Source organism: Ectopseudomonas alcaliphila (assembly GCF_900101755.1).
In the GTDB taxonomy this organism is placed as follows: Bacteria; Pseudomonadota; Gammaproteobacteria; order Pseudomonadales; family Pseudomonadaceae; genus Aquipseudomonas; species Aquipseudomonas alcaliphila.
In genome coordinates this window covers 117,025-138,946 of record NZ_FNAE01000003.1, presented here as the reverse complement: position 1 = coordinate 138,946, position 21,922 = coordinate 117,025, and the positions used below count along the sequence as shown (strand labels likewise).

The following is a 21,922-nucleotide window of genomic DNA, read 5'->3' as shown; positions in this document are numbered from 1 at the left end:
TGCCCTGGTCGAAAAGGCCTTCCATACTGCCTGCGGTTCCTTGCAGAACGGGGGCTTGAGTCTGGCCCTGATGCAAGCTGGAACCTTTTCCACGCAGCGGGGCCGAAGCGCAACAGATCGCAGACAGATTCTAAGGAGCGCCCATGGGGCATTGGCTAGTCATCGACCTGGAGGCCACCACCGATGAGGGCGGCTGGGCGATGGAAGAAATGGAAATCATCGAGATCGGCGCCAGTCTGGTAGGCGTGGATGGCCATGAGCGCGACCACTTTCAGCGCATCGTCAAACCACAACGCCGCCCGTGCCTGACCGACTTCTGTCGCGAGCTCACCCACATCAGCCAGGCCGATGTCGACGGTGCAGCGCCATTGCCGCAGGTCTGGGCCCAATTCGAACGCTGGCTGATGCAGCACGCCTCGCGCCTGGTCGGCTGGAGCAGCTGGGGCGATTACGACCGCCGTCAACTGGAACAAGAGTGGCGCCAGCACCACTTGCATAGCCTGCTGGCTGACGTGCCGCACCTCAACCTCAAGCAGGCTTTCGTCAAGGCGCGCCAACTACAGCGTCCGGTCGGCCTGCACAGCGCGCTGCAGCTGGCCGGCATGCAGTTTCAGGGACAGCAGCACCGCGCCCTGGAAGATGCACGCAACACCGCGCGCCTGTTGCCGCTGGTACTGCCTCTCAAAGACTGATGACGAAGAAAAGCCGCTTGGGCATACTGGCGACCCTTTTAAGGCCTGCCTTCGGGACGTCGCTACGCGACGTTCAGAATGGCTCCCTGCAACTTTTCCAACCCCTTTCGAGGAATCGCAGATGTTCAAGGTCAACGAATACTTCGACGGCACCGTCAAATCCATCGGTTTCACCATGGCTGAAGGCCCTGCCACCATCGGCGTAATGGCCCCGGGCGAATACGAATTCGGCACCAGCCAACTGGAAGTCATGCATGTCGTCGCCGGCGCCCTGACCGTCAAACTGCCGGGCAGCGACAGCTGGAACACCTTCGAAGCCGGCAGCAAGTTCACCGTCGAGGCCAACAGCAAGTTCCAGCTCAAGGTCGCGGTGGATACTGCCTACCTCTGCGAATATCGCTAAGCCACCAGGCGCCTCGAAGAACCGGCCCCAGCGGCCGGTTTTTTCTTTGATGATCATCACCAGGACATAGCCCCATGCCACGCAGTGCACTTCTCGTTCCCATTGCCTTGTTGCTGGTGGCCATGGTCTCGATCCAGAGCGGCGCGTCGCTGGCCAAGAACCTGTTCCCGCTGGTCGGCGCCGAAGGCACCACAGCCCTGCGCCTGGTGCTCGGCGCGATCATTCTGTCGCTGGTGATGCAGCCCTGGCGGGCCAAGCTGGATCTACGCAAGTGCCATGCCCTGCTCGCCTACGGCCTGGCGCTGGGCGGCATGAACCTGATGTTCTACATGTCGCTGCAGAGCATTCCACTGGGCATCGCCGTGGCGCTGGAATTCACCGGTCCACTGGCTCTGGCGCTGTTTTCCTCACGCCGCCTGCTGGACTTCGTCTGGGTGATTCTGGCCATCGCCGGTCTGTGGATGCTGCTGCCAACCGGCGCCACGCAAAGCGCCATCGACCCACTCGGCGCAGCCCTGGCCCTCGGTGCGGGAGTATGCTGGGCGCTGTACATCGTCTTCGGGCAGAAAGCCGGCGCCCAGCATGGCCGCCATACCGTCGCTCTGGGCACCTGGGTCGCTGCCTTGCTGGTCTTGCCCATCGGGGTCTGGCACGCCGGTAGCGACCTGCTGAGCGTGGACCTGCTGCCCATCGCCCTCGGCGTCGCGGTGCTGTCCTCGGCCCTGCCCTACAGCCTGGAAATGGTTGCGCTGACGCGCCTGCCAGCGCGGACCTTCAGCGTGCTGATGAGCCTGGAGCCGGCAGTCGCCGCAATGTGCGGCCTGGCCTTTCTCGGTGAGAAGCTGCTCTGGGGCCAGTGGCTGGCCGTCGGTGCGATCATCATCGCCTCGGCCGGGGCAGCCGCCACTATCAGGCCCAAGAGCTAACAGGCCGCTGAAAAACTACCTGCGTAGGCAATACTGCGTTAAAAACGACCTCGCGTGCGAGCCCAGTCAAAATGCTCACTTACAACACGTAAGCTCCGCTTTTTCAGTCGTTTTTGCGGGGCCGCCATCGGTATTGTCTTGCCTACCTCGGCTCGAGCTTCCTGCTTCGCTCTACCTCCTGCATCCATGCAGTCGTCGCCTACGTTTTTCAACGGCCTGTTACGTACCGAACTGCAACTCGGCCAATCGCGCATAGAGCGGGCTGCTCTCGATCAGCTCGGTGTGACGGCCGATGGCAGCCAAACGGCCCTGTTCGACCACCGCGATACGATCCGCCTGCTTGACGGTGGCCAGGCGATGGGCGATCACCAAGGTGGTGCGCCCGGCCATCAGTGACGGCAGCGCCTGCTGAATCAGGTGCTCGCTCTCGGCATCCAGCGCGCTGGTGGCCTCATCGAGCAGCAGGATCGGCGCATCGGCGAGCAAGGCACGGGCAATCGCCAGGCGCTGACGCTGGCCCCCGGAAAGCCCGAGCCCGGCCTCCCCCAGGTGGGTCTGGTAACCCTGCGGCAGGCGCTGGATGAACTCATGGGCGTGGGCTGCCCGAGCTGCGGCCTCAACGTCAGCCTGGCTGGCATCGAGGCGGCCGTAGCGGATGTTGTCTTCGACCGAGCCAAAGAACAGCGCAGGATTCTGCGAAACCAGCGCGAAACTGGCGCGCAGCTCACGCGGGTCGAGCCGATCGATCGGCACACCGTCGATGAGAATGCGCCCGCCCTGCGGATCGAAGAAACGCAGCAGCAGGTCGAACAGCGTCGACTTGCCAGCCCCGGACGGCCCGACCAGCGCCAGCGTTTCACCGGCCGCCACCTGCAGATCGACGCCATCGATGGCGTAGCTGTCAGAACGCGACGGATAGGCGAAACGCACGCCCTGCAGCTCGATACGCCCCTGTACCGGCTGTGGCAGATGCTGCGGCTGTTCTGGCGCCACGATGGCGTTACTGGCGCGCAGCAGCTCGCCGATACGCTCAGCAGCCCCTGCGGCGCGCTGCAGCTCACCGATCACCTCGCTCAGCGTGCCGAAGGACGAGCCAACGATCAGGCTGTAGAACACAAAGGCCGCCAGCTCGCCGCCAGAGATGCGTCCGGCGATCACGTCCATGCCACCAACCCAGAGCATCACCCCCACAGCGCCGAGTACCAGCACGATGACCACGGTGATCAACCACGAACGCTGGGCGATGCGCTTGCGTGCCACATCGAAGGCCGCCTCGGCGGACTCGCCGAAACGGCGCTTGTCCTCGTCCTGATGGTTGTAGGCCTGTACCGTCTTGATCTGCCCGAGCACCTCGCCGACATAACTGCCGACATCGGCCACGCGGTCCTGACTCTGCCGTGACAGCGCACGCACACGGCGACCGAACAGCAGGATCGGCGCCACCACCAGCGGCAGGGCCAGCAGCACGATACCGCTGAGCTTGGGATTGGTGACCACCAGCAGCACGCTGCCGCCGATCAGCATGATCAGGTTGCGCAGCGCCATCGACAGCGACGAGCCGATCACCGACTGCAGCAAGGTCGTGTCAGCCGTCAGCCGCGACTGGATTTCCGAGCTGCGATTGCTTTCGTAGAAGCCGGGATGCAACTCGATCAGATGATCGAACACCCGCCGGCGAATATCGGCCACCACCCGCTCGCCGATCCACGACACCAGATAGAAACGCGTATAGGTGCCGAACGCCAACGCCAGCACCAGTACGAAGAACAGCAGCAGCGACTGCCGCAACGCTGCCGGCGACTGCGTGGCCAGGCCCTGATCCACCAGCAGCTTGATGCCCTGGCCCATGGACAGGGTGATCGCCGCCGTGAACATCAGGGCCAGCAGCGCACCCAGCACCCGCCCGCGATAAGGCGCGATGAAGCGCCAGGCCAGGCGTATGGCGCCACGCTGGCGAGAAGAAAGCATCGATGTCATGACAGGTCTCAGGAATCAGCAGCCGAGGGCGCCTCAGCCAGCCAGGCCACGGCGCAAAGGGCCAGCGCAGCCAGGTTGGTCGAAAGCGGATTGAACGCCTGAATCAACAGATGGGGGCTCAGCAGCGCAACATCAAGCAGCAGCACCAACAACACCCCGCCAGCGACCAGCAAGGGCCAACGCTGACGCCGCACCGTCAGCAGCAGGATGCCCAGAAGGATCTCGGCAACACCGCCGACAACCGCGATCAGCTCTGGCGCGAACAGCAGATGATCAGGCAGGTCATGCGCCGCGATCATCGCCACCTCGTCAGGGCTGAGCCAGAGAATCTTCGGCGCCAGCCCATGCCAGATGAATACCAGTGCCAGAGCCAATCGAGCGAGCCAGGCGATCTGCGCCAGGCGCCGTTCAGTCATGCAGAAAGCGCTCGGCATGGTCGGCGCTGGGCAGCAGGCAAACCTCATGCCGCCCGAACAGGCGGTAGCGATTCAGCGCGATGCGGTCATAGCACCCATCGCGCAGCGGGCGCGGAATCAGGCGCAGCCAGGCAAGCGCACGCCAGGGCTGTGGCAGGCGAGCAAGGATGCGCAGCAGCGCGTTCGAGCGTACATGCAGCCCCGCCTCATCGATCAGCGCCATGGTGTCGAAACGGTCGGTCGGCAGCCCATACCAGGCCAGCAATGCCTGGCCCTGCACCGATTGCACCGAGGCCAGGCGAAACTGCCGCTGCCGATCATGACGGATGAGGAACTTCGCCCAGCCGTTGCAAAGCCGGCAGACGCCGTCGAACAGCACCACGCGCTCGCCAGCGGCAAGACCCGGCGCTAGCGGCCGAGAGGTCATTGAGCAGCACTCGCCTGCTGGGCAAGCGGACGGTAGTGTCCGGTAATGCGGTAGGCGAACAGAATGTCCTCCTCCTGCGTGCCACGACCGATGTTGTGCAGCACCAGTGGCGTACCCGTTGCAGCCTGACGATCACTGATGATACCGATATGGGTGAGGCCACGCCCCAGATCCCAGGTCACGATATCGCCGGCCTGGTATGCCGCGGCATCTTGTTTTACCGGTAGCGACCAGCCCTGACGCGAGAACCAGGTCATCAGGTTGGGCACGCGGCGGTGGTCGATATTGCTGTCCGGGCGGCTCAGCCCCCAGTTCTTCGGATAGCTGGCGAAGCTGCCACGCATGTCGCGATGTACCGCTTCCTGCAGATCCAGCCCCTGCTGACGCAACGCACGGATCACCACGTCGGTACACACGCCGGTGGCCATGGGTACGTCGCCGCCCGGATAACTCAGCTGTCGATAGGCCGGGTCATAGCTCAAGGTCACACCGACCTGCTTGCGCGCATCCAGCACCAGCCTGTCCGCCTCGATAGCCTGCACGGCAAAAGCCAGCGACCAGGCCAGCAGTGCGATCACCATTCGCATATCGATCTCCTATCGACTCAGGGGATACAGCAGTTCTTCTTTATAGCCAGCCCAGACCCGCACTGCATCGGGAAACGCATCGTCCAGGCTCACGTCGCCACTGTCGACCAGCAGCGGCCGGCCTTCCAGCGTCGCCAGCTTGCGCTTGGTCGCCACCACGCGCAGGCGCTCCAGCCCCACGGCGCGCAGCACGCGCGGGCTGATCTGCTGGTTGCCACGGCCGATGATATGGCCCTGGCCGCCAATGGCGGTAACCAGCAGATAAGTCGGATGCTCGCCGACCAGAGCGAACAGCTCGGCCTCGTTGACGTCGCGGGCAATAACCTGACCATCCTCGATCACATCGACGCCGAGCAAGGTGGTTTCCAGCCCCAGGTTCTGCGCCAGGCCATGCAGGGTCGAGCCGGGGCCGAATACGTAGCGCGCGCCAGGCTCCCACTCGCTCTCGAGCCAGGCGGCCAGATCGGCCAGCACCAGCTCTTCGGACTCCATACCGCCCTGCTTGACCGCCTGCACGTAGCCGCCCTCCTGCGGCACGCACAGCCCGCCATACCAGCGTGCCGTCACGCGGCCTTCGCGCAGGGCGTTCTCGTCGATATCACGTACTTCGCCGCTGGCCAGGCGGACCAGGCCGCCTTCCACCAGGCGCGCAGTCAGCTCGCCTGCCGCTCGCGGGCTGATGGCGTAGACGCCGGACTGGATCTTCACCCCGGCCGGAATGCCCAGAACCGGCTGCGACTCGTTGACCACCGTACAGACGTCGCGCGCGGTGCCATCACCGCCGGCGAAGAGAATCAGCGCCACGCCAGCGTCCTGCAACTGCTGCACGGCTTGGCGGGTATCTTCAGCGCTGGTTGGCTGTGCGCCGAGTTGCCCCAGCAGACGATGCTCGAAGCCCATCTGCGCCAAAAGATCGCCACCCATTGTGCCCGGATAGCTGACGAACTCGATGCGCTCGCGCAGGGTCAACAACTGTTCAAGCGCAGTGCGCGTTCGTTGTGCAGCCTTTGGCTCGACACCCAGAGCCAGCGCCTGCTCGGCCATGCCGTCGCTGCCCTTGAACGCCGCCGGGCCACCCAGCCCGGCCAGCGGATTGATGATCAGACCGATATGAAAACGCGACATGAATTCCTCGTTCCACACAGGCTGGCACGCAGCCTGCAATACGACTTTCGCAATATGTTTTGTGACGGAGTTCCACCGTCTTGGAATCTGTTTAAAGTATCGCGAGCTAGAGCCAGGCAAGGCGAAATCGGGCGAAGAAGCGCAGTTTACGAATTGTAAATGAGCATTCTGAACCCGATTTCAACGCAGCATGGCCGACGCGCAGCAGACTTTAAGCAGGTTTCTAACTGTCACCGCGCCTTCATCTAGCAGTCCTAGACTGGCGCGCATTACTGATGAGGAGACAGGCCATGAGCTTGCAAGACAACACTGCCCAGTACCCCACCACCGAGCAACAACAGGAGCCGGTGGGCGGTTTTATCATTGATGGTCAGGGCCGCGAAGTGCCCATTACCGAAGACATGATCAAACAGGCCTGCGATGCCCTGGAAGAAAGTCGCCAGCGCGCCAGCCAGCAGGCTTGAAGCTTACTACGCCAGGCGCGCAATGCGCCTGGCGCCCGTTTCAATCGCGTGGCACCAGCTTCAGCGACAGCGAGTTGATGCAGTAGCGCAAGCCGGTCGGGCGGGGCCCATCAGGGAACACGTGCCCTAGGTGCGCGTCACATTTGGCGCATTTGACCTCGATGCGATGCATACCATGGCTGTAGTCGTCGAGGCTGGCGATCACCTCGTCGTTGATCGGCTGAAAGTAGCTCGGCCAACCACTTCCAGAGTCATATTTGGCATCCGAGTCGAACAGCGCCTCGCCACAGCAGGCGCAGTGGTAGATGCCAGGGGTCTTGCTGTCGTGATAAGCACCGGTGAACGGCCGCTCCGTGCCGCCCAGACGGCAGACATGAAATTGCTCGTCAGTCAGTTCTTCGCGCCAGCTATCCAGGGGTTTGTCGACTTTATCCACGAGCGGGGTTCCTCCTCGGTAATTGGGCAATACGCGGCTATACAGGCAGCACCAGCATCTGGCAGCTTCGAGGGTGAGGTTTCTGCGACTGCAGCGCCACCGTGCGCCGCGTGGCAGAGCAGAAAAAAGCAGGACTGATACCTTTGCCGCGCTCAGGTCGCCACGTATGATTCGACCCCAGTCTGTCACCCACGTTACAGGCTGCCAAGATTCCTCCGCCGGGAGAATTTTGCAGCGTACTTCAGTGGGTTCTCCATAGCTCGGGATTTCTTACATGCAGGTCAGCAAATCGAACAAGCTCGCCAACGTCTGCTACGACATCCGCGGGCCGGTGCTCAAGCACGCCAAGCGTCTGGAAGAGGAAGGCCATCGCATCCTCAAGCTGAATATCGGCAACCCGGCGCCGTTCGGTTTCGAGGCCCCTGAGGAGATCCTTCAGGACGTCATCCGCAACCTGCCCACTGCCCAGGGTTACAGCGACTCCAAGGGCCTGTTCAGCGCGCGCAAGGCGGTGATGCAGTACTACCAGCAGAAGCAGGTCGAAGGCGTCACCATCGAGGACATCTACCTCGGCAACGGCGTGTCCGAACTGATCGTGATGGCCATGCAGGCGCTGCTCAACAACGGTGACGAGGTGCTGATCCCGGCACCCGACTATCCGCTGTGGACCGCCGCCGTGGCGCTGTCCGGCGGCAAGCCGGTGCACTACCTGTGCGACGAGCAGGCCGGCTGGTTCCCCGACATCGCCGACATGCGCGCCAAGATCACGCCCAATACCAAGGCCCTGGTGCTGATCAACCCGAACAACCCGACCGGCGCGGTGTATTCGAAGGAAGTGCTGCAGGACATCGTCGAACTGGCGCGCCAGCACAACCTGGTGATCTTCTCCGACGAGATCTACGACAAGATCCTCTACGACGAGGCCGTGCACATCAGCACCGCCTCGCTGGCACCGGACGTGCTCTGCCTGACCTTCAACGGCCTGTCCAAGAGCTACCGCGTGGCCGGTTTCCGCTCCGGCTGGGTGGCGATCTCCGGGCCCAAGCACCGGGCACAGAGCTATATCGAAGGCCTGGACATCCTCGCCAACATGCGCCTGTGCGCCAACGTGCCAAGCCAGCACGCGATCCAGACCGCGCTCGGCGGCTACCAGAGCATCAACGATCTGGTGCTGCCCAACGGCCGCCTGCTGGAGCAGCGCAACCGTGCCTGGGAACTGCTCAACGACATTCCCGGGGTCAGCTGCGTCAAACCCATGGGCGCGCTCTACGCCTTCCCGAAGATCGACCCCAAGGTCTGCCCGATCCACAACGACGAGAAGTTCGTCCTCGACCTGTTGCTGTCGGAGAAACTGCTGATCGTCCAGGGCACCGCCTTCAATTGGCCGTGGCCGGATCACTTCCGCGTGGTCACCCTGCCCCGCGTCGACGATCTGGAGCAGGCCATCGGCCGCATTGGCAACTTCCTCAAGGGTTACAGCCAGTAAGCCGACATGGACCTGCAGATCGACGATTTCTACAAGGACGCCGCCAGCGGCCTGCTCATGCTCTATCAGGCCTTCCCGCGCAAGATGGCGCTGTACGTGGAAGACCTGATCGGGCGTGAGGAGCCGGACGAGTTCGGCCTGCCCAGCAAGCGTCACCAGGCCTGCCTCGGCGCGCTGCTGTGGCTGGCTGAAGAAGGCTATCTGCGTTTCGAGTCGACCATCGCTTACGACGCGCTGGATCAGGCGGTGCTGAGCGAGAAAGGCTTTCTGCGTCTGTCACGCGCCATTCCCCATGCCTTGCGTGAAGGTGAAGCGTTGCCCCCGAGCGTACGGCGTGTTCACGCCACGCTGGCGTTTCAGCTGCGCGAAGCACTGGTCCAGCAGCACGGCGAGCGCACCGCCCGCCTCACTCGTCTGTTGTTCGAAAGCACCCTGCATGTCCCAGGGGACATAGTTTGAAATAGTCGCTGGTTGAAACCTCTGAGGGGGCACCCTTATATAGCCCGCATTACTCGTACGTCTTTCCCGTGAGGAGTCCGTTCACACCATGATGCGCATTATGTTGTTCCTGGCCACCAACCTGGCAGTGCTGGTTATCGCCAGCATCACCCTCAAACTGCTGGGGGTCGATCGCTTCACCGGCCAGAACCATGGCAGCCTGCTGATATTCTGCGCCGTGTTCGGTTTTGCCGGCTCGCTGGTGTCGCTGTTCATCTCCAAGTGGATGGCGAAGATGAGCACCGGCACCCAGATCATCACCCAGCCGCGCACCCGTCACGAACAGTGGCTGCTGCAGACCGTCGAGGAGCTGTCGCGCGAAGCCGGTATCAAGATGCCCGAAGTCGGTATCTTCCCGGCCTACGAGTCCAACGCCTTCGCCACCGGCTGGAACAAGAACGACGCGCTGGTCGCCGTCAGCCAGGGTCTGCTCGAGCGTTTCTCGCCTGATGAAGTGCGCGCGGTACTGGCTCACGAGATCGGCCACGTGGCCAACGGTGACATGGTCACCCTGGCGCTGATCCAGGGCGTGGTGAACACCTTCGTGATGTTCTTCGCACGCATCTTCGGTAACTTCGTCGACAAGGCGATCCTGAAGAACGAAGGCGGCCACGGCATCGGCTACTTCGTCGCGACCATCTTCGCCGAGCTGGTGCTGGGCATCCTGGCCAGCATCATCGTCATGTGGTTCTCGCGCAAACGCGAGTTCAAGGCCGACGAGGCCGGCGCCCGCCTGGCCGGCACCGGCGCGATGATCGCCGCACTGCAACGCCTGCGCGCCGAACAGGGTGTGCCGGTGCAGATGCCGGACAGCCTGACCGCTTTCGGTATCAATGGCGGCCTGAAGAACGGCCTGGCCGGCCTGCTGATGACCCACCCGCCGCTGGAAGATCGTATCGAGGCACTGCGCCGCCTGGGCTGATCCCTCAGCTGCACATGAAAAAAGGCGACCCTCGGGTCGCCTTTTTCATTGGCCTGTCGCCGTTAGCGGCGCGTCAGATGGAAGACTCGCTCGTCCACCGCCGCGAGTCCGCTCTCGGCGAAGCGCGGATTCCCCGTCAGCACGTCCTTTTCCTCGACCATGCGCAGCGTCCAGCCGGCGGTGAAATGCCGGTCCACCTCAGCATCTTCTACCGAGAACGGTGGGCCATCCATGCGCTGCTGGTCGTATACCAGCGTCACCAGCAGTCCCTGGCAGGCATCCGGCATTATCGCCTGCAAATGGGCGACGTAGCGCTCGCGCATTTCCGGCGGCAGAGCGATCAGCGCGGCGCGATCATAGAAAGCCTGGCACGCGGCAACGTCCTCACGGCTCAAGGCGAAAAAGTCGCCACATAGAATCTGCAACTCGCCCGCCCGATAGACCTTGAACACACCGTGCTGCGACACCTGTGGCTGCACATCACGCTCGGCGAAGAAATCCTGCACCGCGCGCTCGGCCAGCTCCACACCGATCACCCTGTGACCCTGCTCCGCCAACCAGGCCAGATCGAGGCTCTTGCCACACAGCGGCACCAGCACCGACGCATCCCTGGCCAGCCCAAGCGCAGACCAGTGGCGACGCAGATAACCGTTGACCTTCTCCTGATGAAAACCGATTTGGCTACGCGCCCAACGATCCTGCCAGAACGCCTCATGCATGGATAAAACCTCCATAAATTCGATAGGAATGGCCAACTATTTATGCTGGAAGTCGATAGATCCAGCACCGAAGATGGCGTCATCCTACTTCAGGAGCTGATCGCCATGCTGCCCTCACTGTTCATTTCCCACGGTTCGCCCATGCTGGCACTGGAGCCCGGTCTCAGCGGCCCGGCCTTGGCCAGACTGGCCCTCGAGCTGCCCAGGCCCAAGGCCATCGTGGTGGTGTCGGCGCACTGGGAAAGCCAGAGCTTGCTGCTCACCGCAGGTGCGCAGCCGCGGACCTGGCACGACTTCGGCGGTTTCCCTGCCCCTTTGTACGCCGTGCAGTATCCCGCACCCGGCGCACCACAGCTGGCCAGGGAGATCGCCCAGCAATTGAACGATGCTGGCCTGCCTGCGGAGCTGGATGCCCAGCGCCCCTTCGACCATGGCGCCTGGGTGCCGCTGTCGCTGCTGTATCCGCAAGCCGACATTCCCGTGCTGCAGCTTTCCCTACCCAGCCACCTCGGCCCCGAGCTACAGACCCGCGTGGGCCGCGCCTTGGCCAGCCTGCGCGCACAAGGCATCCTGCTGATTGGCTCCGGCAGCATCACCCACAACCTGGGCGAGTTGAACTGGCGCGCCGGCCCCGACGTCATCACGCCCTGGGCCAAGGAGTTTCGCGACTGGCTGGTGGAAAAACTCGAAGCGGACGATGAAGAGGCCTTGCACCACTACCGTCTGCTGGCGCCAAACGCCGCACGCAACCACCCAAGTGAAGAGCACCTGCTGCCACTGTTCTTCGCTCGCGGCGCTGGAGGCACCTTCAAGGTTGAACACAGTGGCTTCACCTATGGCGCGCTGGGCATGGATATCTATCGCTTCGACTAGGCGATACCCGCCTTGGACGGTGTTGAAAAGAACGAGGCCCGTCATCGACGGGCCTCGCTCGTATATTCAGTCCAGCCGCACCAGGATACGGCCGACCATGCCGCCGGCCAGTATGCGCTCGATGGCCGCGGGCAATTCCGCCAGACCGACTTCCTGGCACAACGGCGAAAGGTCGAGCTTCCACTGTAGCGACAGCTTGTCCCACATCGATGCCTTGACCACCAGCGGTAGCTCCACCGAATCCACCCCCAGCAGGTTGACCCCGCGCAGGATGAACGGCAGCACGCTGGCCTGGAAGCCGACACCGGCGGTCAGCCCACAGCAAGCCACGCTGCCGCTGTGGCGCAGCGACTTGACCACGTTGAACAGGATGTCGCCGCCCACGGTGTCCACCGCCGCGGCCCAGCGCTCCTTGAGCATCGGACGGTCGCTGCCCTGCTGCAGCTCTTCGCGACTGACGATTTCGTCCGCACCCAGGCCACGCAGGAAATCGCCCTGCTCGGCCTTGCCGGTCGCGGCGGCGACGCGATAGCCCAGCTGCTTGAGCAGCACCACGGCGATGCTGCCAACACCACCCGTGGCGCCGGTGACCAGTACGGTACCGGCCTCCGGAGTAACGCCGGCCTGCTCCAGCTTGTCCACGCACAGCGCAGCGGTCAGGCCGGCAGTCCCGAGCACCATCGCCTCGCGCAGCGGCAGGCCTTGCGGGCGCTTGATCGCCCAGGCGGCCGGTACGCGGATGTACTGGCCGAAGCCACCGGCGGTGTTCATGCCCAGGTCGTAGCCGGTGACGATCACCTCATCGCCGACCGCGAACTCACCCACGCTGGAGGCCTCGACCACACCCGCCGCATCGATGCCGGGTGTATGCGGGTAGGCCTTGGTCACGCCGCGATTGCCGCTGGCGGACAGGGCGTCCTTGTAGTTGAGCGAGGAGTAGCGCACACGAATCAGCAGCTCGCCCTGCGGCAGTTGCTCGACGTCACGCTGGACTACCTCACGCTGGAAACCGCCATTGGCGCCTTCGCTGACCTGCAAGGCCTTGAACTCGGTCATCACCCTCTCCTCTTGTCGTTATTCGCTGTGGCGCGCAACCAGGTGGCTGCGCACCCCATCATGAACGAAGCGCTACCAGAAACGTTGCTGGTTGAGCCGGCTCAACCAGGTCAGGACGAAGCGATCCAGCGCCATGCTGGCAGCCAGCCCGACACGCTCCTGCAGGCTTTTCTTCTGAGCGAAATGCAGATGGAACAGTTCAGCCTCGGCGGCGCGCTCGGCCAGATACTGATCGCTGGTCTTCAGCTCATCCACCAGCAGGCGTTCCTGCGCGGCCATGCCCAGCCAGACCTCGCCAGTGGCGATGGCGTCGATGTCCAGCTGTGGGCGATAACGGGCAACGAAGCCCTTGAACAGATCGTGAGTGGTTTCCAGGTCTTCCTGGAATTTCTCCCGCCCCTTCTCGGTGTTCTCGCCGAATACGGTCAGGGTGCGCTTGTATTCGCCGGCAGTCAGCACTTCGAAATCGATTTCGTGCTTCTTCAGCAGGCGATGCACGTTCGGCAGCTGCGCCACCACGCCGATTGAGCCGAGAATGGCGAACGGCGCGCTGAGAATCTTCTGACCGATGCAGGCCATCATGTAACCACCGCTGGCCGCCACCTTGTCCACGCACACGGTCAGCGGGATGCCGGCGTCGCGGATGCGCACCAGTTGCGATGAAGCCAGACCATAGCTATGCACCATGCCGCCACCGCTTTCCAGACGCAGCACCACTTCGTCATCGGCCTTGGCCATGGACAACAACGCCGTCACTTCATGACGCAGGTTATCGGTAGCCGAGGCCTTGATGTCGCCATCGAAATCCAGCACGAACACCCGCGGCTTGCTTGGCGGCGCTTTCTTTTCCTGCTTGGCAGCCTTGGCCTCCGCCTTGCGCGTGGCCTTGAGCTGATCCTTGGACAGCACGCTCTGCTCCAGGCGCTCACGCAGATCCTTGTAGAAATCATTGAGCTTCTGCACCTGCAGCTGACCACTGCCGCGCCGCCCTTTGCCGCGCGTGGCAGCAATGGCCACCAGCACTACGACGATGGCGACCACCAGGGTCAGGGTTTTCGCCAGAAAGCTGGCGTACTCGCTAAGAAACTCCACGGATCCCCCTTGGACAATGCAGCGGCGCCTGAGCGCACAAAGGCTCAAGCATACCGGCGCAGCGGCTCACCGGCCAAGCGCGGCAGCACTGCACAATGGACATACAAGCAATTCAAACAAGCGTATGTTTTTTCGTTGACAGCCCCTGAGCTTCCTCATACCCTCGCGAAACATTCAACGTGCCGAGACCAATACGGACGTGGGCAGCATCTATCTGATTCGACATGGCCAGGCCTCATTCGGTGCAGACGACTATGATGTCCTGTCGCCCGTCGGCGTACGCCAGGCCGAAGTGCTGGGGGATCACCTGGAACAGCTCGGTATCAGCCTCGATCGTTGCATCAGTGGCAGCCTGCGCCGCCAGCAGCACACGGCCAACGCAGCCCTGCAGCGCATGAGCAATGCGCCGGCGCTGGATATCGATGAGGCATTCAATGAATTCGATGCCGACTCGGTGATTCGTACCCTGTTGCCGGATTTGCTGCCCGAAGAACCTGAAGCCCTGCACATCCTGCGCAACGGTGCGCACAACCGTGCCGAGTTCCAGCGCCTGTTCGCCAAGCTGATCCAGCGCTGGATTTCCGGTGAACATGACAAGCCCGGCCTGCAGAGCTGGCAAGCCTATGTCGAGCAGGTCGAAGGCGCCCTGCGCCGCATCCTCGAACAGGCCAGCAGCAAACAGAACATTGCCGTGTTCACCTCCGGAGGCACCATCACCGCCCTGCTCCGCCTGATTACCGGCGTACCGCCTGCAAAGGCCTTCGAATTGAATTGGCAAATCGTCAATACCTCGCTCAGCCAGCTGAAATTCCGCGGCAGCGAGGTGAGTCTGGCTTCCTTCAACAGCCATGTGCATTTACAGCTGATGAAGGCGCCGGAGCTCATCACCTACCGATGAACTCCAGCCCACTGCGGCCGCGAGGCTGCGCGAAAAAACCGAAAAAAGGATAAGACCATGAGCGTTGCTGACATCGTCCAAACCATGCAATCCAAGTTCAACGCCAGCGCCGCAGCCGGCCTGGATCTGGTATTCCAGTTCAACATCGAAGATGGCGAGAACTACGCGCTGATCGTCAAGGATGGCACCTGCGCCCTCGAGCAAGGCGACAACCCGAACGCCAACGTGACCCTGATCATGGACAGCGAAACCCTGAAGGGCATCGTCAGCGGCGAAACCGACGGCATGCAGGCTTTCATGGCCGGCAAGCTGCGCGCCGAAGGCGACATGATGCTGGCGATGAAGCTGGGCGAACTGTTCCCGGTCTGATCGGCGAGCCGAGCGCAAAATACGAAAACCGGAGTCCTGGCACTCCGGTTTTTTTTGCCCGTGATTTGCGGCCAAGGTGACAAACCGGAATGACTGATCAGGCAGTTTGATCGAGGTGCAACACGCCCGCCTATAACGACGCGTATTGCTTGTGACAGCCTGGGTGCAGCATTAGATTAGCCAATTATCTAGGGCACCCATCATAAGTAGAAGGGATAAGTATGGCGCTCACCGACCAATCCACCCGCATCCGTACCGGCGAAGAACTCGACGCCGACGTCATCGACGCTTATCTGAAAGCCAATATTCCGGGCCTGAGCGGCGCAGCCAGGATCAGCCAGTTCCCCGGCGGCGCTTCGAACCTGACCTACCTGATCGAGTACCCGCAGCAGGAGTTCGTCCTGCGCCGCCCGCCTTTCGGCCACAAGGCCAAGTCGGCCCACGACATGGGCCGCGAATACCGCATTCTCAACCAGCTCAACGCCGGCTTCCCCTACTGCCCCAAGGCTTACGTGCACTGCACCAACGAATCGGTAATCGGCGCCGAGTTCTACGTGATGGAGCGGGTCAAGGGCATCATCCTGCGCTCGGACATGCCCGCCGAGCTGAACTTCAGCGCCGAGCAGACCAGCGCACTGTGCAAAAGCTTCATCGACAAGCTGGTCGAGCTGCACAACGTCGATTACAACGCCTGCGGCCTGGGCGACCTGGGCAAACCCGAGGGCTACGTCGAGCGTCAGATCAAGGGCTGGAGCGAGCGCTACGAGAAAGCCCTGACTCCGGACGCGCCGACCTGGGAGCCGGTCAAAGCCTGGCTGCGCGACAAGATGCCGGCCGATCACCACAAGCCCGGCATCGTGCACAACGACTACCGCTTCGACAACGTGATCCTCGACCCGGACAACCCGATGCAGATCATCGGCGTGCTCGACTGGGAGATGACCACCATCGGCGACCCGCTGATGGACCTGGGCAACACCCTGGCCTACTGGATCGAGGCCAATGACCCGGCCCCCGTGCAATTGATGCGTCGCCAGCCCAGTAACGCAGCCGGCATGCTCACTCGTCAGCAGTTCGTCGACTACTACGCCGAACGTGCCGGCATCGAAATCAAGAGTTTCGACTTCTACTACTGCTACGGTCTGTTCCGCCTGGCCGGCATCGTGCAGCAGATCTACTACCGTTTCTACCACGGCCAGACCCAGGACAAGCGCTTCGCCCAGTTCATTCAGATGAACAAGCTGCTGGAGCAGATGTGCCTGCAGGTCATCGGCAAATCCACTCTCTAACACCAGGGTAATCACAATGTCCAAGACCCAACTGTTCGACCTCGACGGCAAGATCGCCTTCGTTTCCGGCGCCAGCCGCGGCATCGGCGAGGCCATCGCCAAGCTTCTGGCTCAGCAAGGCGCGCACGTGATCGTATCCAGCCGCAAGATCGAAGGCTGCCAGGCGGTAGCAGACGCCATCGTCGCCGACGGCGGCAAGGCCACCGCCATCGCCTGCCACATCGGTGAAATGGAGCAGATCAGCAACGTCTTCGCACAGATCAAGGAACAGTTCGGTCGTCTCGACATCTTGGTCAACAACGCTGCCACCAACCCGCAGTTCTGCAACGTACTGGATACCGACCTGGGCGCCTTTCAGAAGACCGTGGACGTGAATATCCGTGGCTACTACTTCATGTCCATCGAAGGTGGCAAACTGATGAAGGAGAACGGCGGCGGCTCGATCATCAACGTCGCCTCGATCAACGGCGTATCACCGGGCGAGTTTCAGGGCATCTACTCGGTGACCAAGGCCGCTGTGATCAGCATGACCAAGGTCTTCGCCAAGGAATGCGCGCAGTTCGGCATTCGCTGCAATGCCCTGCTGCCGGGCCTGACCGACACCAAGTTCGCCTCGGCACTGACCAAGAACGACGCCATCCTCAAGCATGCACTGCAGCGCATCCCGCTCAAGCGTGTGGCCGACCCGAGCGAAATGGCCGGCGCAGTGCTGTACCTGGCCAGCGAAGCGTCCAGCTACACCACCGGCGTAGCGCTTAACGTGGACGGTGGCTTCCTCTCCTGAGGCCGGATGCCCTAAACGACAAAGGCACCTTGTAGGTGCCTTTTTTGTAGGGTGTGCCGGCCGGCGCTCCGCTTTAGCCCACCAATGAAGGTCGCGGTGTAAAGCCCACCCTACGTCACTCCAAGTGCGTGGCAAGGGTGCCCGGATGTAGTCCAGGGCTTTGGTCAGCTCGTAGGGTGGGCTTTAGCCCACCAACCACCATTAATGTGGGCTAAAGCCCACCCTACATAGCTGGCAGCCCAAGAAGCGCACAACGCCCACTACCCTCTCCCGCCCTTCGGGCACCCTCTCCCGCAAGCGGGAGAGGGTCATCAGATGGCCGCAAGCGGCCGCTACCAGTCCTTCAGCGCGGCTTCGGCCGCCGGGTTCATCGGCTCGGCCAGCAGGCCGGTCGGCGTCAGGCTGACGCTGTACACCGCGTCGGCGGCGATAGGCAGGTAGGTGACGCGCAGCGCCTGCGGGTCGAACAGCAGCAGATCACGCTGACTCAGGCGCAACCAGCGCCACAGGTCCACGCCATAGGGACTTTCGGCGAGCTGCACGCGGCCGTGTTGCGCCAGCGCCTGTTGTTCGATGGCAAGAAAACGTCCGGAGAGACGTTCCAGGCGGTAACCAGGCTCGAGACCGATCAGCTCGGCCAGCCCCTTCCAGCGAATCAGTCGGCCGTCGAGTTGCCACATGTCGCCCTCGAGCGTGACCGTGCGCTCGCGCCCCCCTTCGAGCAGCGTCACCTGATAACGCTGTGGACCATCAGCCTTGAAGCTCAGCGTTACCAGCGGCTTGCCCGGCTGCAGCGGCTCGTAGGCATACAGATCGTAAGCCGCCAGACCGACCAAGCCGGCCAGGGCAAGAAATGCCAGACCACAGGTGCCACGCAACCAGCCGAGGAACCAGCCTGTATTGAGCAGAATACGCAGCGCCACCAGCAGCGCCAATACGGCCAACAGCGCCACCGCCCAGGCCAACCCGTCGTATTGCATCGATTGCGTTCCTTCTCTGACCAAATCCCGGCATTATGCGCAGCTCTCCCCACGGCGAACAGCCAGCAGGCTGCGCACTCGCCCACAAGTCGACACTTTATATGCCATTCGCTCTCGAGCTCGCCATCGATCCCAGCACGCTAGCCATTCTCGCCCTGGTCGCCTTCATCGCCGGTTTCATCGACGCCATCGCTGGTGGCGGCGGCCTGCTGACCATCCCTGCCCTGCTTACCGCAGGTCTGCCGCCGCACCTGGTGCTGGGCACCAACAAGCTGTGCGCCACCTTCGGCTCGGGCACTGCCGCACTGACCTTCTACCGGCGCAAACTCTTCAACCCCGGCCAGTGGCGCAACGCGCTGCTGGCAACCTTGATCGGCGCCCTGCTCGGCGCCGTCATCGCGCACTGGATGCCGGCCGCCTGGCTCAACCAGATGCTGCCGGTGATCGTCTTCGCCTGCGGTGTCTATCTGCTATTCGGGCGCATGCCGGAGGCGCCAGCCGAACACGACCTGCCGATCGCGCGCGGCCGGCAATGGCCACAAGGGCTTGGCCTGGGACTCTACGATGGAGTGGCAGGCCCCGGCACCGGCGCGTTCTGGACGGTCAGCAGCCTGCTGATGTATCCACTCGATCTGGTGCGCGCCAGCGGCGTGGCGCGCACCATGAACTTCGTCAGCAACGCGGCGGCGCTAGCCGTGTTCATCGCCTTCGGCCAGGTAGCCTGGGTGCTCGGCCTGACCATGGGCGCCGCATTGATGGTCGGCGCCTTTCTCGGCGCACGCACGGCGATCAAAGGCGGTTCGAAGTTCATTCGCCCGGTGTTTATCACAGTGGTGTTGGCACTCACCGCCCGCCTGGTCTGGCAGCACTGGTTTGGCTAATTTCGGCGGACTATCACGGATCGTGCAGGAGCGGCTTCAGCCGCGGTCGGTGAGGTTCGCGGCTGAAGCCGCTCCTACGTGAGACGCTCTAGGCTGGCAGCGTCGGCTCAGGCAAACCCAAACGGCGCGCAACGTAAAGATCAATCAGATGGCGGGCGATGGAACGCGACGCCGGCAACGGCGGCAAGTCATCGACACGGAACCAGCGCGCATCCTCGATCTCGTCTTCCTGCATGACGATTTCGCCACCGGCATATTCGGCGTGGAAGCCGAGCATCAGCGAATGCGGGAATGGCCAGCCCTGGCTGCCGATGTACTGCAGGTTCTTCACCTCGACGCTGACTTCCTCACGCACCTCGCGTGCCACGCAATGCTCCACTGACTCGCCCGGTTCGACGAAGCCGGCCAGGGTGCTGTAGACGCCCGTGACGAAGCGCGGCGAACGCGCCAGCAGGATCTCGTCCCCGCGCGTGACCAGCACGATCATGCTCGGCGAGATGCGCGGATAGTGCTGCGATTCGCAGCTGTCGCAACGCATCGCCCGCTCACCAGGAAGCTGGCGAGTCGGCGCACCACAGCTGCCGCAATAACGATGCTCGGCGTACCAGGTGCCTATCTGCGCGGCATAGGCCAGCATGCGAAAGGTTTCTGCTTCGCCCTGCAGCATGAACTGACGCAGACTCTGCCAGCTGCAGCCCTCCAGCGTCGCCGAGGGCTTGAGTTGCAGCAGGTAAACGGCATCGTCACCGAAATGACCGATCCCCTGCTCGCCGAGAATCTGCAGGTCCTGGCGCTTGACCCAGTCACGCGGGAATAGCAAGCCGTTGCTGTCGGCAAGAAAGTGCTGCTGGTTGTAGAGCAGCGCCCAGCCGCCGGGCTGGGCAGGATCGAGAAAGGTATTGCGCCAAACCATCAGGCCGCCACCGGCATACCCAGCGCCTTGACGCTCTCTTCAGCCAGGTCGAGCACGCTGGGACGGGTTTCAGGACGCATCACGGCGCCCGCTTCCAGGTAGTACTCGAGGCTGCTCAGGGCGTCAGCCAGGGTTTCCAGCATCTGCTCCGACGGCATTTGCGCGGACTCGATCATGCGCGCCTGGATATAGTCGGCGCAGGCACCGACCAGCATCGCGGCTCGGCGCTGCTCGAGGAACCAGAGGCCGCCACGCACGGCCTGCAGGCTGAACGGCACGTTGGACAGGTGCATCTTGTCGCCAGCCGACTCCAGATACGCGGTGATGGCGCGCTTGGCCAGAGCCAGACCGGCCTGGGCCTCATCGACCACGACGATGCGGGCTTCGTTGAGCTGATGGCTGGCAAAAGAATCAGCCTCGTTACCCGGCTCGACGGCAGCCGGCCTGGTATCACGACCTTCACCACGTTCCAGGCTCGCCACCATGCCTTCGACATAGAGCACGGCATCGGCCAGCTTGTGCAGCTGCTCCGCCTGTGGCGGCGTGTCTTCGCTCCAGGCAGCAACCAGCGGCAGCTGCGCGCTGAGCGAGTTGCCGGCAGAGTTCAGGCCGACCATGCCCAGGGTCTTGGCCAGCTTGCCCAGCAACGCATGCAGGGTGCCCAGCGTTTCGCCCTGCAAGGTGCCGCGCTCGAGCAGGTCGAGCATGTCCTTGACGCTGGCCAGCTCTTCGCGAATCGCCGTGGACAACGAACGCATCACGGCCTGACCCGGCCCGGCCAGGCGCTGGTATTCCTCTTCCAGCAGGTGGTCGGTGAACGGCAACGGCGTGAGACCGAACACTCCGCGCATGGCGCTGGCGTGCGGGCCGTGGCTGTCGGCGAGCGCGACCAGATACAGCAGCTCTTTCAGCAAGCTGCGCGGTGCTTCGTACTGCGGGTTGCCGAGCATCAACTTGAGTTCGCGATCGACCCGCGAGAACAACTGCTTGCGCGATTTGCGAGGCAATAGCTGGCCATCGCACTGCGCTTCGATGGCGGCAGCGCCAATCCAGCACATGCGTCCACGCGGCTCGTTGGCGAACAGGCTGTCCAGGCGCGCCATGGCGCGCACCATCAGCTTGAGGCTGGCCTGCGGGTTCTGCTCACGGATGAAGCCCAGCAACCCTACCTGATACATATGACGCAGGCGCTTGCCTTCGCTCAGCTTGGCGGCGCCATCGAGTGGCTGGGTAGCCGTGTGCGGCCGCGCATGATCGAGGCGCACGCTGAAGAAGAAACTTTCCGGCAGTGGCTGCTGCGCACCGGCCTGACGCAAATCGTTGATCGCCGGCAGCAACAGCTCGGGCATTTCCTGGCGATGGGCGTCGACGTTTTCCAGATAGCGGCGCAGCACATGCAGGGCATTGCTCAGCGCCGAGAGCTGCGCGTCGCGCTCCTCGCCAGCGCCGGCGGGAATATCGGTGGCCTGATCCAGCACTTCCTGGGCCAGCAACTCGGCACCGGCCAGCTCGATCAGGTTGAGCGTGCCGCGAACCTGATGCAGGCTTTCCACCGCCTGCTGCAACAGGCTGCCGTTGTGCCGCTCGGCAATGAAATGCTCCAGGCTCTGCTCGGCCTCTTCCATGGTGACGAACAGCTCGTCGCGCACCAGATTCAGGGATGTGGCTCCACTTACCATGCTCTAGGCCTCGCAGCGAACATCAGCGAA

25 protein-coding genes are annotated in these 21,922 nt (G+C 62.9%); 13 read left to right on the top strand and 12 right to left on the bottom strand.

The features are described from left to right. Window positions 1-143 precede the first annotated feature (143 nt). The 3 genes from BLR77_RS12330 to rhtA all read left to right on the top strand — a co-directional run bounded on the left by BLR77_RS12330 (window position 144) and on the right by rhtA (window position 2,021). Complete coding sequence (locus BLR77_RS12330) at window positions 144-692, top strand: 3'-5' exonuclease (RefSeq protein WP_074678163.1); 549 nt, start codon at window positions 144-146, stop codon at window positions 690-692. A gap of 121 nt (window positions 693-813) precedes the next feature. Continuing rightward, complete coding sequence (gene ppnP / locus BLR77_RS12325) at window positions 814-1,095, top strand: pyrimidine/purine nucleoside phosphorylase (RefSeq protein ID WP_003459961.1); 282 nt, start codon at window positions 814-816, stop codon at window positions 1,093-1,095. A 74-nt stretch (window positions 1,096-1,169) separates the two neighbouring features. Beyond that, on the top strand, window positions 1,170-2,021 hold the full coding sequence (gene rhtA, locus BLR77_RS12320; RefSeq protein ID WP_074678161.1) for a threonine/homoserine exporter RhtA: 852 nt from the start codon (window positions 1,170-1,172) through the stop codon (window positions 2,019-2,021). A 219-nt stretch (window positions 2,022-2,240) separates the two neighbouring features. Here the strand turns inward: rhtA and BLR77_RS12315 are convergent, their stop codons facing one another. Genes BLR77_RS12315 through BLR77_RS12295 form a run of 5 tightly spaced genes read right to left on the bottom strand, consistent with a single transcriptional unit; the run spans window position 2,241 to window position 6,553 of the window. Next, window positions 2,241-3,998: an ABC transporter transmembrane domain-containing protein gene (locus BLR77_RS12315; protein WP_074678159.1), complete on the bottom strand. Its 1,758-nt coding sequence runs from the start codon at window positions 3,996-3,998 to the stop codon at window positions 2,241-2,243. Between the two features lie 8 nt (window positions 3,999-4,006). After that, window positions 4,007-4,414, bottom strand: a complete 408-nt coding sequence (locus BLR77_RS12310; RefSeq protein ID WP_074678899.1) for a DoxX-like family protein — start codon at window positions 4,412-4,414, stop codon at window positions 4,007-4,009. Continuing rightward, window positions 4,407-4,841 carry a thiol-disulfide oxidoreductase DCC family protein gene (locus tag BLR77_RS12305; protein ID WP_074678157.1) on the bottom strand — a complete coding sequence of 145 codons (435 nt, stop codon included), beginning with the start codon at window positions 4,839-4,841 and terminating at the stop codon, window positions 4,407-4,409. The genes BLR77_RS12310 and BLR77_RS12305 overlap by 8 nt, the downstream gene beginning before the upstream one ends. After that, window positions 4,838-5,428, bottom strand: coding sequence for a DUF1287 domain-containing protein (locus BLR77_RS12300; RefSeq protein ID WP_074678155.1), 591 nt, complete (start codon window positions 5,426-5,428; stop codon window positions 4,838-4,840). Before BLR77_RS12300 ends, BLR77_RS12305 begins: the two co-directional genes overlap by 4 nt. A gap of 9 nt (window positions 5,429-5,437) precedes the next feature. Next, window positions 5,438-6,553 carry an ATP-NAD kinase family protein gene (locus tag BLR77_RS12295; RefSeq protein WP_074678153.1) on the bottom strand — a complete coding sequence of 372 codons (1,116 nt, stop codon included), beginning with the start codon at window positions 6,551-6,553 and terminating at the stop codon, window positions 5,438-5,440. A gap of 290 nt (window positions 6,554-6,843) precedes the next feature. Between BLR77_RS12295 and BLR77_RS25595 the strand changes: the two genes are divergently transcribed. Further along, window positions 6,844-7,017 carry a PA1571 family protein gene (locus BLR77_RS25595; protein WP_169716326.1) on the top strand — a complete coding sequence of 58 codons (174 nt, stop codon included), beginning with the start codon at window positions 6,844-6,846 and terminating at the stop codon, window positions 7,015-7,017. Between the two features lie 40 nt (window positions 7,018-7,057). On the opposite strand, the gene msrB is transcribed toward BLR77_RS25595, so the two are convergent. After that, window positions 7,058-7,453 carry a peptide-methionine (R)-S-oxide reductase MsrB gene (gene msrB, locus BLR77_RS12290; RefSeq protein ID WP_017676757.1) on the bottom strand — a complete coding sequence of 132 codons (396 nt, stop codon included), beginning with the start codon at window positions 7,451-7,453 and terminating at the stop codon, window positions 7,058-7,060. A gap of 274 nt (window positions 7,454-7,727) precedes the next feature. Between msrB and BLR77_RS12285 the strand changes: the two genes are divergently transcribed. The 3 genes from BLR77_RS12285 (at window position 7,728) to htpX (ending at window position 10,359) form a co-directional block, all read left to right on the top strand. Next, window positions 7,728-8,939, top strand: a complete 1,212-nt coding sequence (locus BLR77_RS12285; protein ID WP_037000845.1) for a pyridoxal phosphate-dependent aminotransferase — start codon at window positions 7,728-7,730, stop codon at window positions 8,937-8,939. 6 nt (window positions 8,940-8,945) lie between these two features. Continuing rightward, the gene (locus BLR77_RS12280) at window positions 8,946-9,398 is read left to right on the top strand and encodes a hypothetical protein (protein WP_074678151.1); all 453 of its coding nucleotides are present in this window, start codon (window positions 8,946-8,948) and stop codon (window positions 9,396-9,398) included. Window positions 9,399-9,486: 88 nt separating this feature from the next. Continuing rightward, window positions 9,487-10,359: a protease HtpX gene (gene htpX, locus BLR77_RS12275; RefSeq protein WP_074678149.1), complete on the top strand. Its 873-nt coding sequence runs from the start codon at window positions 9,487-9,489 to the stop codon at window positions 10,357-10,359. A 62-nt stretch (window positions 10,360-10,421) separates the two neighbouring features. Here htpX and BLR77_RS12270 read toward each other — a convergent pair whose 3' ends face one another. Continuing rightward, complete coding sequence (locus BLR77_RS12270) at window positions 10,422-11,078, bottom strand: thiopurine S-methyltransferase (RefSeq protein WP_074678147.1); 657 nt, start codon at window positions 11,076-11,078, stop codon at window positions 10,422-10,424. 105 nt (window positions 11,079-11,183) lie between these two features. Here BLR77_RS12270 and BLR77_RS12265 point away from each other — a divergent pair, with 105 nt between their 5' ends. Next, a complete protein-coding gene (locus BLR77_RS12265) occupies window positions 11,184-11,951 on the top strand; it encodes a DODA-type extradiol aromatic ring-opening family dioxygenase (RefSeq protein ID WP_074678897.1) in 768 nt (255 codons plus the stop codon). A 66-nt stretch (window positions 11,952-12,017) separates the two neighbouring features. On the opposite strand, the gene BLR77_RS12260 is transcribed toward BLR77_RS12265, so the two are convergent. Together BLR77_RS12260 and sohB are read right to left on the bottom strand one after the other, a co-directional pair. Continuing rightward, window positions 12,018-13,007 (bottom strand): YhdH/YhfP family quinone oxidoreductase, encoded by a 990-nt coding sequence (locus tag BLR77_RS12260; RefSeq protein ID WP_074678145.1) that lies wholly within the window; start codon window positions 13,005-13,007, stop codon window positions 12,018-12,020. Between the two features lie 72 nt (window positions 13,008-13,079). Then, window positions 13,080-14,099: a protease SohB gene (gene sohB, locus BLR77_RS12255; RefSeq protein ID WP_074678143.1), complete on the bottom strand. Its 1,020-nt coding sequence runs from the start codon at window positions 14,097-14,099 to the stop codon at window positions 13,080-13,082. Between the two features lie 199 nt (window positions 14,100-14,298). Here sohB and BLR77_RS12250 point away from each other — a divergent pair, with 199 nt between their 5' ends. The 4 genes from BLR77_RS12250 (at window position 14,299) to BLR77_RS12235 (ending at window position 17,439) form a co-directional block, all read left to right on the top strand. Further along, a complete protein-coding gene (locus BLR77_RS12250) occupies window positions 14,299-14,997 on the top strand; it encodes a histidine phosphatase family protein (RefSeq protein ID WP_074678141.1) in 699 nt (232 codons plus the stop codon). Window positions 14,998-15,054: 57 nt separating this feature from the next. Beyond that, window positions 15,055-15,366 (top strand): SCP2 sterol-binding domain-containing protein, encoded by a 312-nt coding sequence (locus BLR77_RS12245; protein ID WP_074678139.1) that lies wholly within the window; start codon window positions 15,055-15,057, stop codon window positions 15,364-15,366. Between the two features lie 221 nt (window positions 15,367-15,587). Beyond that, window positions 15,588-16,655: a phosphotransferase family protein gene (locus tag BLR77_RS12240; protein WP_074678138.1), complete on the top strand. Its 1,068-nt coding sequence runs from the start codon at window positions 15,588-15,590 to the stop codon at window positions 16,653-16,655. A gap of 16 nt (window positions 16,656-16,671) precedes the next feature. Further along, on the top strand, window positions 16,672-17,439 hold the full coding sequence (locus BLR77_RS12235) for an SDR family oxidoreductase (protein ID WP_074678136.1): 768 nt from the start codon (window positions 16,672-16,674) through the stop codon (window positions 17,437-17,439). A gap of 332 nt (window positions 17,440-17,771) precedes the next feature. Here BLR77_RS12235 and BLR77_RS12230 read toward each other — a convergent pair whose 3' ends face one another. Then, the gene (locus tag BLR77_RS12230; protein WP_074678134.1) at window positions 17,772-18,419 is read right to left on the bottom strand and encodes a hypothetical protein; all 648 of its coding nucleotides are present in this window, start codon (window positions 18,417-18,419) and stop codon (window positions 17,772-17,774) included. A gap of 101 nt (window positions 18,420-18,520) precedes the next feature. Between BLR77_RS12230 and BLR77_RS12225 the strand changes: the two genes are divergently transcribed. After that, complete coding sequence (locus BLR77_RS12225) at window positions 18,521-19,300, top strand: TSUP family transporter (protein ID WP_074678132.1); 780 nt, start codon at window positions 18,521-18,523, stop codon at window positions 19,298-19,300. 88 nt (window positions 19,301-19,388) lie between these two features. On the opposite strand, the gene nudC is transcribed toward BLR77_RS12225, so the two are convergent. Continuing rightward, window positions 19,389-20,213: an NAD(+) diphosphatase gene (nudC, locus tag BLR77_RS12220; protein WP_074678130.1), complete on the bottom strand. Its 825-nt coding sequence runs from the start codon at window positions 20,211-20,213 to the stop codon at window positions 19,389-19,391. Continuing rightward, window positions 20,213-21,892: a FimL-related protein gene (locus tag BLR77_RS12215; protein WP_074678128.1), complete on the bottom strand. Its 1,680-nt coding sequence runs from the start codon at window positions 21,890-21,892 to the stop codon at window positions 20,213-20,215. Before BLR77_RS12215 ends, nudC begins: the two co-directional genes overlap by 1 nt. Between the last annotated feature and the right edge of the window lie 30 nt (window positions 21,893-21,922).